This is a genomic window from Mesorhizobium sp. M8A.F.Ca.ET.165.01.1.1, assembly GCF_004792065.1.
Lineage (GTDB): Bacteria > Pseudomonadota > Alphaproteobacteria > Rhizobiales > Rhizobiaceae > Mesorhizobium.
Genome location: NZ_SRTH01000002.1, coordinates 378,030 through 393,772 on the forward strand (window position 1 = coordinate 378,030; position 15,743 = coordinate 393,772).

Genomic DNA, 15,743 nt, shown 5'->3' on the forward strand with positions numbered 1-15,743 from the left:
CGAACTGGCATGGGGCGAACTGGCATGGGGCGAACTGGCATGGGGGGCGAACTGACATGGGGCGCACCGCCATGCCTTCAATCCGCTCATGACCGCCGCGTCGCCCTGGTGGACGCCGCATGTCCACGCCGATCGCCGCCCGCGCCTTATGCTGCGCAACAAGCTGACGGCGGCCTTGCGCGACTGGTTCGCCGGTAACGACTTCATCGAGGTGGAGACGGCGGCGCTGCAGGTCTCGCCCGGTAACGAGGCACATCTGGCGGCTTTCGCCACGGAAGCGGTAGGGCCGGATGGCGTCCGCTCGCCGCTTTATCTCCACACCTCGCCGGAATTCGCCTGCAAGAAACTGCTTGCCGCGGGGGAGCAGCGCATTTTCAGCCTAGGTCCGGTCTACCGCAACCGCGAGCGCGGTCCTTTGCACCATCCCGAATTCACCATGCTCGAATGGTACCGGGTGGGCGAAACCTACGAAAGCCTGATGCGCGACTGCGCCGATCTGCTGGCGCTGGCCGCGACACGGGCAGGGGCCACGCGCTTTTCCTTCCGTGGCCGCGATTGCGATCCGTTCGCCAAACCGGAGCGGCTGACCGTGGCGGACGCCTTCAGCCACCATGCCGGCATCGATCTGCTGGCCACGGTCGCCGTCGACGGCGGCACGGACCGGGACGCGCTTCATGCCGCGCTGGTCCAAGCCGGCCTGCGCACAGCGCCCGACGACACCTGGGCGGATTTGTTCAGCCGCGTGATGGTGGAAAAGATCGAGCCGTTCCTCGGGCAGGGGCGGGCGACCATCCTGTGCGAATATCCGGTCGCCGAGGCGGCGCTCGCCCGTCCGAGCCCCGGGGATCCACGCGTCGCCGAACGGTTCGAACTCTATTGCTGCGGTGTCGAGCTCGCCAACGGCTTTGGCGAGTTGACCGACGCGGCCGAGCAGCGCCGGCGCTTTATCATCGAGATGGACGAGAAGGAGCGCATCTATGGCGAGCGCTACCCGCTGGACGAGGATTTCCTGGCTGCCCTTGCCATCATGCCGCAGGCCAGCGGCATCGCGCTCGGCTTCGACCGCCTGGCGATGCTGGCGACCGGCGCGCAGAAGATCGAGGACGTTATCTGGACACCCGTCGCGGCATCTTGAACGAGAGCCGCTACCAGGCTCTCTTTTCAATGCGCGAAAACCTGCTCCAGTGAGCGAAAACCCTTGAATTCCAGGGCGTTGCCTGATGGGTCACGAATGAACAGCGTCGCCTGTTCGCCGGGCTCGCCCTGGAAACGGACCATTGGCCGCTCCAGCCAGTCTATGTCGTCGCGCGCTTCCAGCCGCGTCGCCAGGCGCTGCCAGTCATCCATTAAGAGCACGGCGCCGAAATGCGGAATCGGCACCAAAATGCCGTCGACCTTGCCGTCACTGGCGGCTTGCGCGGCCTGCGGCCGCAGATGCGCCGACATCTGGTGGCCATAAAGGTCGAAATCGACCCAGGTCGCCGACGAGCGGCCGATCGCGCAGCCCAGCACCTCGCCATAGAAAGTTCGGGTTTCATCGAGATCACGAACCGGAAAGGCAAGATGGAAAGGCGTCATGGCGAAGGCTCCAGATAGGCAAAAGCTGCGGCGTCCGCTCCTGGCGGGCGCTTCGATGGCGATTTGGTCGCGACATCCTGATTGCCCTTCTGCCATTGCACAAGCGGCATTGGAACAATAGATGGTGCGGCAGCACCTGCCTTCCGGACAGGCTGAAGAAACAGGATCAAGTGCATGACCGACAAGCTCGACGCCGCGAAATTGACGGACCGCGTCGCGGCCCTGGTCGAGGCCGCCAAACGCGCTGGCGCCGATGCCGCGGACGCCGTCGCGGTGCGTGGCCGCTCGACCGGTGTTTCGGTGCGGCTTGGCAAGGTCGAAAACACCGAAGCATCCGAGGGCGACGATGTTTCGCTGCGGGTCTTCGTCGGCCAGCGTGTGGCCAGCGTATCGGCCACCGCCGCGTCCGATCCGAAGGCGCTTGCCGAGCGTGCCGTTGCCATGGCCAAGGTGTCTCCCGAGGATCCCTACCAGGGTCTTGCCGACCCTGCGCTGCTCGCCAGGCAGACGCGCGACCTGGACCTGTTCGACGCGACCGAAGTGTCGGCCGACCAGTTGAAGGAAGCGGCCCTTGCGGCCGAAGCGGCGGCTCTCGCCGTCAAGGGCGTGACCAATTCGTCCGGCAGCAATGCAAGCGCCGGGCTGGGCGGGATGGTTCTGGCCACCTCGCACGGTTTTGTCGGCCAGTATGTCGCCTCGCGCTTTTCGCGCTCGGCCAGCGTCATTGCCGGCGAGGGCACCGGCATGGAGCGCGACTATGAATTCTCCTCGCGCCAGCATTTTGCCGATCTCGACGCGCCCGAGGATATCGGCCGCATGGCCGGCGAACGGGCCGTGCGTCGTCTTGGCGCGCGCAAGGCGGCGACCGGACCGGTCGACGTGGTGTTCGACCCGCGCGTCGCGCGCGGCATTGCCGGCCATATCGCCGGCGCCATCAACGGTGCTTCCGTTGCGCGAAAAATCTCGTTCCTGCGCGACATGATGGGCAAGCAGGTGGCCGCTGCCGCCATCACCGTCACCGACGAGCCGTTGCGGCGCCGTGGCCAGGCCTCGCGTCCATTCGATGGCGAAGGCGTCGAGGGCGAGAGGCTCCTGATGATTGAAAAGGGTGTCCTCAACCACTGGTTCCTGTCGACGTCGGCGGCGCGGGAGCTCGGCCTTGTCACCAACGGTCGCGGCGCGCGCGGCGGCTCCTCCGTCTCGCCGTCGTCGACGAACCTTGCCATCGAGGCGGGCGAGCGCTCGCCGGAGGATTTGATCGGCTCGCTCAAGACCGGCTTCTACGTCACCGAAGTGTTCGGCCAAGGCGTGGACATGCTCACCGGCGAATACAGTCGCGGCGCCTCGGGCTTCTGGATCGAAAATGGCGCGCTCGCCTATCCGGTCGCCGAAGTCACCATCGCCTCGAACCTGAAGACGATGTTCCTCAACATGGTGCCGGCCAATGACCTCGACCGCAATTTCGGCACCGCGGCCCCGACGCTCCTGATAGAAGGCATGACCCTTGCCGGAGCATGACCTGACCACTGCCGGTGCCGATCAGGACCTGCCGCTGCTGCGTGACGCCGCCCGCGAGGCGGGTCTTATTGCCATGCGCTACTTCGGCAACAATCCGCAGGTCTGGATGAAGGGCGGCACCTCGCCGGTCAGCGAAGCCGATCATGCCGCCGATGCGTATCTGCGCCAGACGCTGCTTGCGGCACGGCCGGACTATGGCTGGCTGTCGGAAGAGACGGCCGACGACCCCGCACGGCTTTCGGCGCGCCGCACCTTCGTTGTCGACCCGATCGACGGTACGCGCGGCTTCCTCGAAGGCCAGCGGACATGGTGCGTCAGCGTTGCCGTCGTCGAGCACGGCCGCACGCTCGCCGGCGTGCTCGAATGTCCGGCGATGGATGAGACCTACTCGGCGCTGCCCGGCCAGGGTGCCTTCCGCAACGACAGGCGCATCGCGGTGCGCAAGGCTGGGGACAAGGCTGAAATTTCAGGATTGAAGCAGTTGATCGACCTGGTGCCTGCCGGCTGGCAGAAGCGGCTGCAGCGGGCACCCTACATCCCCTCGCTCGCCTACCGCCTGGCGATGATCGCCAACGGGACGCTCGACGCAACGTTCGTCAAGCCGAACGCGCATGACTGGGACATCGCAGCCGCCGATCTCATTCTGCGCGAGGCGGGCGGCCAGCTGCTGGATCCGAATGGCCGGGCGCCGCTCTACGCCGGCGAGGTGATCCGCCACGGCGCGCTCGCAGCCGGCAGCGGGGACCTGCTGGCGGTGCTTGTCGATGTCATCGCCGGGCTGGATGCCTGAAAGCGTTTTCGAAGGTTCCAAAGTCGGCGGCTTTGGTCTAGACCTGTCACAAACTCACGATATGTGAAGGACCGACATGGCCGCGGAAGACGGAAAGAAACAGCTTTTGCATCTGGTGTTCGGCGGCGAACTCAAGAAGCTTGGCGGTACCGAGTTCAGGGATCTCGACGCGCTCGACATCGTCGGCGTCTATCCCGACTATCAATCCGCGCACACTGCGTGGAAAGCCAAGGCGCAAGCCAGCGTGGACAATGCTCATATGCGTTATTTCGTCGTTCATCTGCACCGCCTGCTGGATCCTGATAGCAAGGCCGCCGGTTGACCTCGATGGAGCATGATCTGGCGAAACAGCCAGCCAGCGAGGCCGCGCCCACGGGCAGGGGCGGCAGCCGCACGACCAAAGCCTTCTGGCGCCGCATTCGCGAGCCGCTCGCGCAGTCCCGATTCGTCAAGAACGCCATTGCCAGCCTGCTCGCGCAGTTCGTGCGGCTGGTTCGCCTGACCAGCCCCCTGGTCGCCGGATCGGCGCGCTTTTCGGGTGGCGCCTACGCCGAGTTCGAGCCGGGGATCATTGCTCTGTGGCATGGCCAGCATCTTTTGACACCGGCTTATTACCCCAAGCGCAAGCCGTTGGTCGCCATGGTGTCGCGCAGCGCCGATGCCGAGCTCAACGCGCTGATGCTTGAGAAGTTCGGCATCGAGGCGGTGCGCGGTTCGGGTGGACGTGACAATGCCAGGCATCTGGACAAGGGCGGGGCCAAGGCGCTCATCGCCCTCAAAAAGTCGCTCACCGCAGGCAAGAACGTCGCCATGATCGCAGACATTCCCCACGGTACCCCGCGCGATGCAGGGCTCGGTATCGTTCTCCTGGCTCGCCTCTCCGGCCGGCCGCTCCTGCCCGTCGCGATCGCCACCAGCCGCCGCAAGGTGCTGGAAAAGAGCTGGGACAAGACCACCATCAACCTGCCCTTCGGCCGCTCCGCCGTGACCATCGGCGCGCCGATCTTCGTGGCGGCGGATGCCGACGACGCCGAAATGGAACGCAAGCGCCTGGAAGTGACGGCCGCCCTCAACGCCGCGACCGCCGAGGCCTACCGTCTCGTGGACGGTCCTCGATGAGCGGCCGCTGGGCCCGCACCATGCTGTCGGCATATCGATTTGCCGGCGCGGCCGCCTATCCGCTGGTCGGACCCTATGTCGCCTGGCGCACTTCGCGCGGCAAGGAAGACCGCAACCGCCGCCGCGAGCGCTACGGCGTCGCCGGCCGGCCGCGCCCCGAGGGGCCGGTGATCTGGATCCATGCCGCGAGCGTCGGCGAGACCTTGGCCGTCGTGCCGCTGGTCGAAAGCATCCTCGACTACGGCGTCAACATCGTGCTGACGACCGGCACGGTAACCTCCGCCCAGGTCGTCGACGAGCGGCTCGGCGACCGCATCATCCACCAATATGTGCCGCTCGATCTGAAGCCGGCGGTCAGCCGCTTCCTCGATCACTGGAAACCGGATCTGGCGATCATCGCCGAATCCGAGATCTGGCCGATGACCATCCTCGAACTCGGTGCTCGCCACGTGCCGCAGGTGCTGGTCAATGGCAGGCTCTCCGATCGCTCGTTCACGTCGTGGAAGAAGCGGGCCAACATCGCCGAGGCGCTGTTCGAGAATCTGGCCCATGTCGTTGCCCAGTCCGACGTCGACGGCGAGCGGTTTCGCGCGCTCGGCGCCCGGCCGGTCACGGTGTCGGGCAACCTCAAGGTCGACACCAACCCGCCTCCGGTCGACGATCGCGCGCTCGGCATTTTGCAGCGGCAGATCGGCGATCGGCCGACCTGGGCGGCGATCTCGACCCATGATGGCGAGGAAGTGGTCGCGGCGGAAGTCCACGCGACGCTGCACAAGCGTCACCACGGCCTTTTGACGATCGTCGTTCCGCGTCACCCCGATCGGGCCGAAGCCCTTGCCGCGCAGATTTCCGGCATGGGGCTGAAGGTCGCGCGGCGCAGCAAGGGCGACCGTATCGGACCCGACACGGATATCCTGCTTGGCGATACGATCGGCGAAATGGGCTTGTACCTCCGCTTGACCGAAATCGCTTTCGTCGGCCGCTCGCTGACCTCCGAAGGCGGCCAGAATCCGCTCGAGCCGGCCATGCTCGACACCGCCGTTTTGGCCGGGCGCAACGTGCAGAATTTTCGCGAGGCCTATCAGCGCCTGCTCGACAGCGGCGGCGCCAAGCTGGTGCGCGACCGCGACATGCTGGCTGGCGCCGTCAATTTCCTCCTGACCAACGAAGTGGCGCGCCACGAGATGATGGCGGCGGGGATTGCCACCGTCGACGAGATGCGCGGCGCACTGGCACGTACGCTCAAATCGCTCGAACCCTATATCCAGCCGCTGGTGGTCAAGGCGCGCCTGAAAGGCGCGAACGGGCGTTAGCGTGGCCACCGAGGCACCGCCATTCTGGTGGGAAGAGCCGGACTGGAAGGTCCTGGCGCTGTCCCCGCTGTCGGCTGTCTACGCGCTGGCCGCTGGCCGCGGCATGCGCAGGGCCCGGCGAGAGAAGATCGACGCGCCGGTTTTGTGCGTTGGCAATTTCACCGTTGGCGGCACCGGCAAGACGCCGGTGGCGATCGCGCTCGCCCAACAGGCCAGGCGCATGCAGCTGAAGCCCGGTTTCCTGTCGCGCGGCCATGGCGGTTCCTTCGCCGAACCGCACGTCGTCGATGCCAACCACGATAGTGCCAAGCATGTCGGCGACGAACCGCTGCTGCTGGCCGAACATGCTCCGGTGGCGGTGACGCCCAATCGTGCCGCCGGCGCCCGGCTGCTGCTGGAAAAACACGGCTGCGATTTCCTGATCATGGACGACGGCTTCCAGAGCGCGCGCATCCATATCGATTATGCGCTGGTCGTCGTCGATGCCCGTTACGGGATCGGCAATGGCCGCGTCATCCCGGGCGGTCCTCTCAGGGCCAAGATCGTCGACCAGCTGGTCTTCACCAGCGGGCTGCTCAAGATGGGCGAGGGCACCGCTGCCGATGCCGTGGTCCGCCGGGCGGCGCGTGCCGGCCGGCCGATCTTCGAGGCCCACACCGAGCCGAGCAGCAAGGCCGGGCTTGCTGGAAAGCGGTTTCTGGCCTTTGCCGGTATCGGTCATCCCGAAAAGTTCTTCGACACGGTGCGCGAGGCCGGCGGCGAAGTGATCCTGTCCAGGCCCTTTCCGGATCATCACTTCTACGCGGAGGACGAGCTCGCCGAACTGGCCGCGACGGCGCGGGCCGAAGGCCTAGGGCTGATCACCACCGCCAAGGACGCCGCCCGGTTGCGCCACGGCGCCCCGCGGGATTTTCTCGACCGTCTCGACGTACTGGAAATCGACACCGTGTTCGAGCTTGATCACGTGCCCGAACGCATCATCGAGGAGACGCTCGATGCCTGGCGGCAGCGCAAGCTGAAAGGCTAACCCCGTTTGCGCAACTCCGGGTGCATCTCGATTTCGCGGCGCAGCGAGGCAGTGGCGTTCACATAAGGCTCCTGCCTGGCGACGCTCCAATATTTCAGCTCGTCCAATGGGATGTTTTCGCCCGTCACCGCGCAGCGCACGAACGAGCCGGGGCTGGTGACCTGGAAATCGCCATCGAGGTAGCGGATGCGGGCTTCCTTGCCGCCGGGGCCTTCGAAACGGTTCATCATGCAATGGCACTTGAGTTCATCGGGATTCAATCGCCATAAATCGTCGGCAAGGTCAAGCTTGGCGCAATGCTCATGTAATATTGCCCTATGGCACAATGGTTGTCAGGAAGCGCCATGGACATCGCCAATGCAAGCGTGCCGTCTTTGCTGAAAGAAGCGCTCACGCCCCAGCCGGTTCCTTCGCCCAAGGCCGATCCGGCGACCGCGGCGCTGGTCAAGGAGCTCGTCCAGCCGCCGGCGCCCGCTATGGTGCAATCGGCGCAGTTCGCCACCCAGGTGCTGCAGAGTTCGCTGCCGCGACCGGCCGCTCAAACCTCGCAACGCCTGTCGTCCTCCGAGATCGAGGATGCTTACCGGGCCGTCATGGAACCTGACGCCGTCCACCATGCACCGGCCCGAGCCTCGGCGGGTGGGGCAGGGGCGGATACCGATCAGGCTTCGCGCGGCTTCGCGCCGTCGCAGACAACGGCCACCGACAGCACACCCAAACTGGCGCCGGCCCTGTCCACATTTTCGCCGGCCGTCGCTTCCGCGGCGGTCCTGGTCGCGGCCAATGCCAACGCGCCGCAACCGCGCGGCGCCTCCATCCGTCCGGCTGGCCATGCGCCACGATCCGAGCCAGCTCCGTTGTCGCTGTGGACCATATCGATCGTGACGGCCATCGTCTCGGCCGTGACCACCATGATCGTGCTCTTGCTGTTCCGTTAGGCAGGGTTCACGCGATTTCCGACAGGGAGCCGCCACGCATTTTCCCCTGGGGAATTGCACTGAAGTACATATGTCCTGAAAGCGGGCCGGCGATGGCCGGATGCCTTCGAGCCTAATCGTCATCCTGCAGGAAAGCTTCCAGCCTTGCCGAAGCAAGCCCGGCCTGTTCGGCAATGCGCCTGGCGAGATCGGCGGCGGCCGCGCGCGGCCGGCCGACCGGACGATCCAGCCAGTAGGAAACCGGATTGAGCGTGGTGCGATCGTCGACGGCGACGAGGCGCCCCGATTCTATCTGGTGCTCGGTGAGCGGCGGCCGGGCCAGCGCGATGCCGAGGCCATGGGCTGCTGCATCGAGTACCAGATTGTAGTCCTCAAAGCGGCGGTCCTGCGGGCGCGGCCGGTAGTCCACGTCCTGCGCGGCGAACCAGGCACGCCAGCCCGACGCGTCGGAATCGTTGATCAGCGGGAATTTGAGCAGCCGGGCCGGGTCACCACCGCCGATCTCCCGTGCAAGGTCTGGCGAGGCGATCGGGAAGAGATGTTCCTCGAACAGTTGCACCGAGACGCGGCCCGGGATGCGGCCGCGACCGCAGCGGACCGAAAGATCGATGCCTTCGTCGGCGAGATCGGCCTGACGGTTGTCGACGTCGAGCACGATGCGCAGGCGGGTAGGGTCGTTTTCCAGCGTTGCCATGCGCGGCATCAGCCATAGGCCGCTCACCGATGGAATGGAGGCCAGACGCACCACCGCGGTGCCACGCGGCTCCACCCAGCGGTCCGAATCGACCGAGATCAGGGCGAAAGCTTCGGTGGTCCTGAGATGCAGGCGATTGCCTTCGTTGGTCAGCGTCACGCCGCGCGCGCCACGTTCGAACACCTTCAGACCAAGCCAGTCCTCGAGCTTGGCGATCTGCCGGCTGACGGCGCCATGGGTAAGGTTGAGCTTTTCGGCGGCGGCCGAAAAGCTTCCCGTGCGCGCCGCGGCGTCGAAGGCGCGCAATGTCTCCAGCGGCAGCATAGTGTTCGAGCTGTGATCCATGCTCACAGGTGACCCTCGATTTGGTCGTTTGTCAATCGACCCGGAAAGGCGTTTTCTGCTCTCGAAACTCGAAGATTCCGAGGGCACAGAGATGAGCACGACGACAGGCACGTTGAATTCGACACAGCGGATGGACACCACGGCCGCCATCGCCGTGGCGCTGACGGTGATCGGCTGGGCTTCCGCCTTCCCGGCGATCCGTGCCGGACTCGCCACCTTCCAGCCGCTGGAGCTTGGCGCCCTGCGCTTTGCTATCGCCGCCGTGCCGGCGGCGATCTACCTTGCCGTCAAGCGCCCGGCACTGCCCCGGATCGGTGATTTGTGGCGCCTCGCCTTCGGCGGCGCCATCTTCGTCGCGCTCTACACCGCGATGCTCAATTTCGGCGAACTGACCGTCTCGGCTGGAGCCGCCGGCTTCATCATCAATGTCAGCCCTATCTTCACCGCCATCATGGCGATGGCGCTGCTTGGCGAGCGTTTCTCTGGCATAGCCTGGATCGGTACGGTCATTTCCTTCGCCGGCATCGGCATCATTGCCATCGCCGACGGGCATGGCCTGCATTTCAATGCCGGCGCGCTGCTGGTGCTCGGCTCGGCACTCTGCTCGGCCGTCAACACTATCGTCCAGAAGCCGCTGTTTGCCCACCATCATCCGCTGACCATCGCGGCGTCCAACATGGTGCTCGGCGCGCTCTGCCTGGCGCCCTTCCTGCCCGCCGCTCTCCAGCAAGCCGCCGTCGCCAACACCGCCGGCCTCGGCGCCGTCATCTATCTCGGCATCGTGCCAAGCCTGATCGCCTATGCGGCCTGGGCGACCGCGCTGTCGCGCCTGCCCGCGGCGCGTGCTTCGAACTTCTTGTACCTGGTCTCGCCGATGTCGGCGCTGATCGGCTTCTTCTGGCTGGGCGAAGTGCCGACGCTGCTCGGCATCCTCGGCGGCGCGCTGGCGCTCGGCGGCGTTATCGTGGTGAATTTGAAACGCTAAATCAAAAGGTTGCGGTCTTTCCCTGACTCGTATCAAGAACCGCGGATTTCATCGCCAGTTGACGGCCGCCCCAACGCAAGGCAACCGTCACGTGGTCTTGGCGGATTGTCATCGCGGAGCGCAGCGAGGTTGGGATGGGAAGACGTTTTATCTCAACGGTCGTTTGCTTGTTGCTGCTCAACGCAAAAGCCGTTGCGGGTTGGTATCACGTGGAAAACTACGAGGGTTTCCTCGGGTCGTCTCCTATCCATTTCTCCATACAGACATATGACAGCTTGGGCAGCGCGCCAAGGGTCGATGGAAGCTACTTCTACGACGCGAAGCAAATCCCGATTGCGCTGTATGGCATCGTCAGCGGTACCAGGTTCGTACTGTGCGAGATTACAGACGATAAGGAGCTTTATCGGATAATGGTGCAGGGACCGAGACCCCCTGTCGACACCACGAGGTGCCCGTTCTCCCTTGACCTCAATGAAGGCGTTGCGACAGGAAGCTGGAGCAAGGGCACGGATAGATATCCCGTCACCCTCAAGAAAATTGCGAGCCTGGATGACACCGGCGAGGGAAAGATCGACGGCACCGTCGAGATTCCGTTCTGGGCGCAGACAGCCACCGACAGGTTCTCGGGAGTTTACACGAATACCAGCGCCGGCCTTTGCATGGAAAAAATGCAGGTCATCAAAAAGAGCAGCCGCAAGGTTGTCCAGGAAATTGCCTTCGCCGATGACGACGCTTGCAGTGCCGGCATGCTGATGACGACCATCTACATGAACGTCGAGAAATGGGTGGAGCGAGGCAAGGACATTATTTCCGTGAATTTTCGAGGCGGCGGCGCCGGAACCGCGGTCGATTACGTCTTCAATTCACGAACAAGGAAATATCAGCAGAGCAAGTGAGGACTGGGCCGTTGAAACCGGTTCACCGCCGCCCGAACAGCCGCTCGATGTCCGCCAGCTTGAGTTCGATATAGGTCGGCCGGCCGTGGTTGCAGGTGCCCGAGCCGGGCGTCGCCTCCATCTGGCGCAGCAGCGCGTTCATCTCCTCGGCCTTGAGCAGCCGGCCGGAGCGCACCGAGCCGTGGCAGGCCATGGTGGCCGCGATCGTGTCCAGCCGTTCCTTGAGTGTCTCGACCGTATCGTTGTCGGCGATTTCGTCGGCGAGGTCGCGCACCAGTTGACCGACATTGGTTTCGCCCAGCATCGACGGCGTCTCGCGAACGGCAACCGCGCCCGGGCCGAAACGCTCGATGCCGAGGCCGAAGCGGGCGAGTGTTTCGGAATGCATGGCGAGGCGCTCGGCGTCCTCTTCCGGCAGGTCGATGATCTCGGGCAGAAGCAGCATCTGCGAGGGCACCGGCCGCGAGTGGAGGGCGTTCTTCAGCGCCTCGTAAACCAGCCGTTCATGCGCCGCGTGCTGGTCGACGATGACGAGTGAATCCCTGGTCTGGGCGACGATGTAGTTCTCGTGCACCTGGGCGCGTGCCGCACCCAGCACCGCGCCGAGCAGCGTCTCGGTTGCCTCATTCTGCCCCGCACGCGCATCGGCGCTGGCGAGCGGGCCGGCATCGAATGCCGCCTGGTCGCTCTCGCCGAAGCCGCCGGTTCTTGCGTTGCCGCGTTCAAAGCCTGCGCCTGCGAATTGCATGTCGAGCGGCCGCTGCGGCGAGCGCGAAGGGTCGAAGCCCGTGGGGCCGGACGCATGGAAAGCCGCTTCGTAGCTGCGATGGCCATTTGTCGGGCCACCGTGATCATAAGATGCGGCGCCCGGACGGAACGCAGCCATCATGCCGGCTGCACCCGTGGTGGCGGAGCGGATGCCGGCCTCGGCCAACGCCTGCCGGATTGCGCCGACGATCAGCCCGCGCACGAGACCCGGATCACGGAAGCGGACATCGGCCTTGGCCGGATGGACATTGACGTCGACGATGGCCGGGTCGAGCGAAAGAAACAGCACGGTCACGGCGTGGCGGTCGCGCGGCAGGACATCGGCGAATGCGCCGCGAATGGCGCCGGCGATCAGCTTGTCGCGCACCGGCCTGCCATTGACATAGGCATATTGCTGCAGCGCGTTGGCGCGGGTGAAGGACGGGATCGACACATGGCCGGTCAGATGCACGCCTTCGCGCATCGCGTCGATGGCAATGGAATTGTCGGGAAAGTCGGCGCCCATCACCTGCGCGACACGACGCAGGCTGCCGTCCGCGCTGTCCTCGGCCGCCGGCAGGTCCAGCGTCGTGCGGTCGGATCCGGCCAGCGTGAAACGCACCGTGGGGAAGGCGATGGCGATGCGCTTGACGATGTCGCTGATGGCCGAGCTCTCGGCGCGTTCGCCTTTCATGAATTTCAGCCGCGCCGGCGTGGCGAAGAACAGGTCGCGCACCTCGACCGTGGTGCCTCGATTGGCGGCCGCCGGCTTGACCGGCAGGACGCGGCCGCCGTCGATGCCGATCTCGGCGGCGCTGTCGCCCGAAGCGGTGCGCGAGCGGATCGACAGTCGCGACACCGAGCCGATCGACGGCAATGCTTCGCCGCGAAAGCCGAGCGAACGGATGTCATGGATATCCTCGGCGAGCTTGGAGGTGCAATGGCGCGCGATGGCCAGCGCCAGTTCCTGTTCGGGAATGCCGAAGCCGTCATCGGTGACTCGGATCAGGTTCAGCCCGCCGCCCGCTGTGACGACCTCTACCTTGCTTGCACCGGCATCGAGCGCGTTCTCGACCAGTTCCTTGACCACGCTCGCCGGACGCTCGATGACTTCGCCGGCGGCGATCTGGTTGATCATCGTTTCGGAAAGCTGGCGGATGGGCATGACGATAGTATAGGCGGATTCGTGTCGTGCGGGCGAGGGCGAACTGCGGCCGAAACGGTGAAACGACTTCACGCCTGCGCCAGCAGCCAATCCCTTACCTTGCGCGCATTGTCGCTGAGCTCGCGGTTCTTCGGCCAGATGACGTAGAATGCCGTGCCTGTCTTCATAACGTGGTCGGTGACCGGCACAAGCAGCCCCGTCGACAGCAGCCGCTCGACAAGGTGGCGCCAGCCGAGCGCGATGCCTTGCCCTTCCATGACGGCCTGGATCACAATCGCATAATCATTGATGCGCAAGCCACGCTCGGCATTGCGGAGACTGGCTCCGGCCGACTGGAACCATTCGTCCCAGTTCGGGGCCTCGCGATATGGCTCCTCCAGATGAATGAGGCGGTGTGTCGCTAGTTGTTCCACGGTCTCGGGCCTGCCGAATTTCGCCAGATAGCTGGGGCCGGCGACCGGAAAGATCTCTTCGTCCGAGAGCGACAGCGAATGATAATCCGGCCAGTCGCGCGGCACGCCGCCGCGCACCCCGAGCGGAATCCCCTCGGCGATGATGTCGAGGTCGCGATCGGCGGTCTGGATGCGCAGATCGACGCCCGGCAGTTCGTCGCGGAACTGCTGCAGGCGCGGCATCATCCAGAACGAGCCGAAGGCGGTCGAGGCAGCTAAAGTCACATGGCCGCCGGTCGCCTGCAGGCGAAGGTCCTCCGCGGATTTGCGGATATGCGACAGGCCGAGCGACACATCGGCATGGAAGCGCTCGCCGGCCTCCGTCAGGAGCACCTGGCGATGGCGGCGCTGGAAGAGCTGGGCGCCGAGCTGTTCTTCCAGCCCGCGCACCGCATAGGAAACGGCGGCCTGGGTCATGCCGAGCTCGCGCCCGGCGGCAGTGAAACTCGACAACCGGCCTGCCGCCTCGAAGACGATCAGGCTGCCGGCGGAGGGCAATAGATGGCGCAGGCTTCGCATAAGCACAGCTTATACAAGAGATCAGGATTTTCCAGCGTCACATCTATATTTCCCCTCGCTAAGTTGATCAGGATCGAAGGGATGGAGGCTCCATGAACGCACCGGCCGCTGAATTGACCGAACAGACCCACCGCCGTGGCGGCGGCCGTCTCGGGCGCAAGGCGCTCCGCAGCGCACCAATTGCCTCCTTTCCGACCCTGGTACGGCAGATTCCCGTCTATCAGATGGTTCCGGACGAGGCGGTGGAACTGATCCATGAGGAGTCGCTTTCGATCCTGGAAGAGGTCGGCTGCGAATTCCGCGACGACGAGGCCATTGCCTTATGGAAGGCGGCCGGCGCCGACGTCCGGGAAACGCGGGTCCGCATCGATCGCGCGCTGCTGATGGAACTCGTCGCCAAGGTTCCCTCCGAGTTCACGCTGAACGCGCGCAATCCCGAGCGCACCGTGCGCGTCGGAGGCAAGAATTCGATCTTCGTGCCGATGTATGGCGCGCCTTATGTGCGCGACCTCGACAACAACAGGCGCTACGGCACGCTCGCCGACCTCAATAATTTCCACAAGCTCGCCTACATGGCCCCGGCGCTGCACTCGTCGAGCTCGATCATCTGCGAGCCGATGGAAATTGCCGTGCCCAAGCGGCACCTGCACATCATCCATTCGGCGCTGAAATATTCCGACAAGCCGTTCATGGGCATCGTGACCTCCAAGGAGCGGGCGGAAGATACCATGGCGATGGCCGGCATCGTGTTCGGCGAGGAGTTCGTCCGCGACAATCCGGTGCTGGTGGCCATCACCAACTGTAATTCGCCGCTGGTCTGGGACGCCACCATGCTGGACGCCATGAGGGTGTATGCGCGCCACAACCAGCCGCTGATCCTGGCGCCCTTCGCGCTCTGTGGCGCCTCGACCTCGGCGTCCGCCGTCGGCGCGGTCGCGCAGGTCAATGCCGAGGCGCTTGCCGGCGTCGCCTTCACCCAGCTCATCCGTCCGGGCTCGCCCCAGATCTACGGCCAGTTCATGGTCACGGTCGACATGAAGACCGGCGCTCCCATGGGCGGCACGCCGGAGGCCGCCCAGATGATGTATCTGATGGGTGCGCTGGCGCGGAAATACAAACTGCCGTGGCGCACGTCCGGCTTCCATGTCGGCTCGAAGCTCAACGACGCCCAGGCGGGTTACGAAGCGAACATGCTGATGCATGCCGCCATTCTCTCCGGCGCCAATTATATCTGGCACTCGGCAGGATGGCTGGAAGCGGGTCTCACCTGCGGCTATTCAAAATTCGCCACCGACTGCGAACAGCTTGTCGGCTGGTACAAATATGCGGGCGGGCTGCCGTTCGACGATTTCAAGGAGGCCATGGCGGCAATCCGTGAGGTGGGGCCGCAGGGCCATTTCCTCGGCACCCAGCACACGCTCGACCATTTCGAGTCCGCGTTCTTCATGCCCAGTATCATGGACTTCAATTCGTTCGAACAGTGGAAGGCCGAGGGAGCAAAGGACCATGACACGCGCGGCCGCGAGAAAGCGCGCAACATGCTCGCCGATTATGAGGAGCCGAAACTCGATGAGGGCATCGCCGATGGTCTCAAGGATCTGATCGCGCGGCGCGAGGAAAAATTGCCCGACAGCGTTAGTTGAGGGAACGGGCAAAG

General features: G+C 64.9%; 16 protein-coding genes. 11 read left to right on the forward strand and 5 right to left on the reverse strand.

Going from position 1 to position 15,743, the window contains the following annotated elements; translation table 11 throughout:
• Nucleotides 1–88: 88 nt before the first annotated feature.
• Entirely contained in the window at nucleotides 89–1,135 is a 1,047-nt protein-coding gene (epmA, locus tag EN808_RS06420; protein ID WP_135883604.1) for an EF-P lysine aminoacylase EpmA, read from the forward strand.
• Between the two features lie 26 nt (nucleotides 1,136–1,161).
• On the opposite strand, the gene EN808_RS06425 is transcribed toward epmA, so the two are convergent.
• Nucleotides 1,162–1,578, reverse strand: a complete 417-nt coding sequence (locus tag EN808_RS06425; RefSeq protein ID WP_127276730.1) for a VOC family protein — start codon at nucleotides 1,576–1,578, stop codon at nucleotides 1,162–1,164.
• Nucleotides 1,579–1,752: 174 nt separating this feature from the next.
• Here EN808_RS06425 and EN808_RS06430 point away from each other — a divergent pair, with 174 nt between their 5' ends.
• The 6 genes from EN808_RS06430 to lpxK all read left to right on the forward strand — a co-directional run bounded on the left by EN808_RS06430 (nucleotide 1,753) and on the right by lpxK (nucleotide 7,345).
• Nucleotides 1,753–3,096 (forward strand): TldD/PmbA family protein, encoded by a 1,344-nt coding sequence (locus EN808_RS06430; protein ID WP_135915393.1) that lies wholly within the window; start codon nucleotides 1,753–1,755, stop codon nucleotides 3,094–3,096.
• Complete coding sequence (locus EN808_RS06435) at nucleotides 3,083–3,886, forward strand: 3'(2'),5'-bisphosphate nucleotidase CysQ (RefSeq protein ID WP_135915394.1); 804 nt, start codon at nucleotides 3,083–3,085, stop codon at nucleotides 3,884–3,886. The genes EN808_RS06430 and EN808_RS06435 overlap by 14 nt, the downstream gene beginning before the upstream one ends.
• A 76-nt stretch (nucleotides 3,887–3,962) precedes the next feature.
• The gene (locus EN808_RS06440; protein ID WP_015318348.1) at nucleotides 3,963–4,208 is read left to right on the forward strand and encodes a DUF4170 domain-containing protein; all 246 of its coding nucleotides are present in this window, start codon (nucleotides 3,963–3,965) and stop codon (nucleotides 4,206–4,208) included.
• A gap of 5 nt (nucleotides 4,209–4,213) precedes the next feature.
• On the forward strand, nucleotides 4,214–5,005 hold the full coding sequence (locus tag EN808_RS06445) for a lysophospholipid acyltransferase family protein (RefSeq protein WP_127280825.1): 792 nt from the start codon (nucleotides 4,214–4,216) through the stop codon (nucleotides 5,003–5,005).
• Nucleotides 5,002–6,318, forward strand: a complete 1,317-nt coding sequence (gene waaA / locus EN808_RS06450; protein WP_127869690.1) for a lipid IV(A) 3-deoxy-D-manno-octulosonic acid transferase — start codon at nucleotides 5,002–5,004, stop codon at nucleotides 6,316–6,318. Before EN808_RS06445 ends, waaA begins: the two co-directional genes overlap by 4 nt.
• Nucleotide 6,319: 1 nt before the next feature.
• Nucleotides 6,320–7,345: a tetraacyldisaccharide 4'-kinase gene (gene lpxK / locus EN808_RS06455; protein WP_135915395.1), complete on the forward strand. Its 1,026-nt coding sequence runs from the start codon at nucleotides 6,320–6,322 to the stop codon at nucleotides 7,343–7,345.
• On the opposite strand, the gene EN808_RS06460 is transcribed toward lpxK, so the two are convergent.
• Nucleotides 7,342–7,575 (reverse strand): DUF2093 domain-containing protein, encoded by a 234-nt coding sequence (locus tag EN808_RS06460; RefSeq protein ID WP_127278225.1) that lies wholly within the window; start codon nucleotides 7,573–7,575, stop codon nucleotides 7,342–7,344. The two genes, lpxK and EN808_RS06460, sit on opposite strands and share 4 nt — an antisense overlap.
• Before the next feature lie 114 nt (nucleotides 7,576–7,689).
• On the opposite strand from EN808_RS06460, the gene EN808_RS06465 reads away from it, so the two are divergent.
• Nucleotides 7,690–8,283, forward strand: a complete 594-nt coding sequence (locus EN808_RS06465; protein WP_127278226.1) for a hypothetical protein — start codon at nucleotides 7,690–7,692, stop codon at nucleotides 8,281–8,283.
• 112 nt (nucleotides 8,284–8,395) lie between these two features.
• On the opposite strand, the gene EN808_RS06470 is transcribed toward EN808_RS06465, so the two are convergent.
• Complete coding sequence (locus tag EN808_RS06470) at nucleotides 8,396–9,322, reverse strand: LysR substrate-binding domain-containing protein (protein ID WP_127278227.1); 927 nt, start codon at nucleotides 9,320–9,322, stop codon at nucleotides 8,396–8,398.
• 91 nt (nucleotides 9,323–9,413) lie between these two features.
• Between EN808_RS06470 and EN808_RS06475 the strand changes: the two genes are divergently transcribed.
• Complete coding sequence (locus tag EN808_RS06475; RefSeq protein ID WP_127869688.1) at nucleotides 9,414–10,307, forward strand: DMT family transporter; 894 nt, start codon at nucleotides 9,414–9,416, stop codon at nucleotides 10,305–10,307.
• Nucleotides 10,308–10,441: 134 nt separating this feature from the next.
• Nucleotides 10,442–11,203, forward strand: a complete 762-nt coding sequence (locus EN808_RS06480; protein WP_127869687.1) for a hypothetical protein — start codon at nucleotides 10,442–10,444, stop codon at nucleotides 11,201–11,203.
• Between the two features lie 22 nt (nucleotides 11,204–11,225).
• Here EN808_RS06480 and mutL read toward each other — a convergent pair whose 3' ends face one another.
• Both mutL and EN808_RS06490 read right to left on the reverse strand, forming a co-directional pair.
• Nucleotides 11,226–13,115, reverse strand: a complete 1,890-nt coding sequence (mutL, locus tag EN808_RS06485) for a DNA mismatch repair endonuclease MutL (protein WP_127278230.1) — start codon at nucleotides 13,113–13,115, stop codon at nucleotides 11,226–11,228.
• A gap of 68 nt (nucleotides 13,116–13,183) precedes the next feature.
• The gene (locus EN808_RS06490) at nucleotides 13,184–14,086 is read right to left on the reverse strand and encodes a LysR substrate-binding domain-containing protein (protein ID WP_127278231.1); all 903 of its coding nucleotides are present in this window, start codon (nucleotides 14,084–14,086) and stop codon (nucleotides 13,184–13,186) included.
• A 92-nt stretch (nucleotides 14,087–14,178) separates the two neighbouring features.
• On the opposite strand from EN808_RS06490, the gene EN808_RS06495 reads away from it, so the two are divergent.
• Nucleotides 14,179–15,729 carry a trimethylamine methyltransferase family protein gene (locus tag EN808_RS06495; RefSeq protein ID WP_127278232.1) on the forward strand — a complete coding sequence of 517 codons (1,551 nt, stop codon included), beginning with the start codon at nucleotides 14,179–14,181 and terminating at the stop codon, nucleotides 15,727–15,729.
• Nucleotides 15,730–15,743: the final 14 nt, after the last annotated feature.

Coding starts and splice junctions, on each gene's coding strand:
- EN808_RS06495 (WP_127278232.1), top strand. CDS start 14,179: ATGAACGCACCGGCCGCTGAATTGACCGAACAGACCCACCGCCGTGGC.
- EN808_RS06425 (WP_127276730.1), bottom strand. CDS start 1,578: ATGACGCCTTTCCATCTTGCCTTTCCGGTTCGTGATCTCGATGAAACC.
- waaA (WP_127869690.1), top strand. CDS start 5,002: ATGAGCGGCCGCTGGGCCCGCACCATGCTGTCGGCATATCGATTTGCC.
- epmA (WP_135883604.1), top strand. CDS start 89: ATGACCGCCGCGTCGCCCTGGTGGACGCCGCATGTCCACGCCGATCGC.
- EN808_RS06465 (WP_127278226.1), top strand. CDS start 7,690: ATGGACATCGCCAATGCAAGCGTGCCGTCTTTGCTGAAAGAAGCGCTC.
- EN808_RS06470 (WP_127278227.1), bottom strand. CDS start 9,322: ATGGATCACAGCTCGAACACTATGCTGCCGCTGGAGACATTGCGCGCC.
- EN808_RS06480 (WP_127869687.1), top strand. CDS start 10,442: ATGGGAAGACGTTTTATCTCAACGGTCGTTTGCTTGTTGCTGCTCAAC.
- EN808_RS06475 (WP_127869688.1), top strand. CDS start 9,414: ATGAGCACGACGACAGGCACGTTGAATTCGACACAGCGGATGGACACC.
- mutL (WP_127278230.1), bottom strand. CDS start 13,115: ATGCCCATCCGCCAGCTTTCCGAAACGATGATCAACCAGATCGCCGCC.
- EN808_RS06440 (WP_015318348.1), top strand. CDS start 3,963: ATGGCCGCGGAAGACGGAAAGAAACAGCTTTTGCATCTGGTGTTCGGC.
- EN808_RS06460 (WP_127278225.1), bottom strand. CDS start 7,575: ATGATGAACCGTTTCGAAGGCCCCGGCGGCAAGGAAGCCCGCATCCGC.
- EN808_RS06445 (WP_127280825.1), top strand. CDS start 4,214: ATGGAGCATGATCTGGCGAAACAGCCAGCCAGCGAGGCCGCGCCCACG.
- EN808_RS06490 (WP_127278231.1), bottom strand. CDS start 14,086: ATGCGAAGCCTGCGCCATCTATTGCCCTCCGCCGGCAGCCTGATCGTC.
- EN808_RS06430 (WP_135915393.1), top strand. CDS start 1,753: ATGACCGACAAGCTCGACGCCGCGAAATTGACGGACCGCGTCGCGGCC.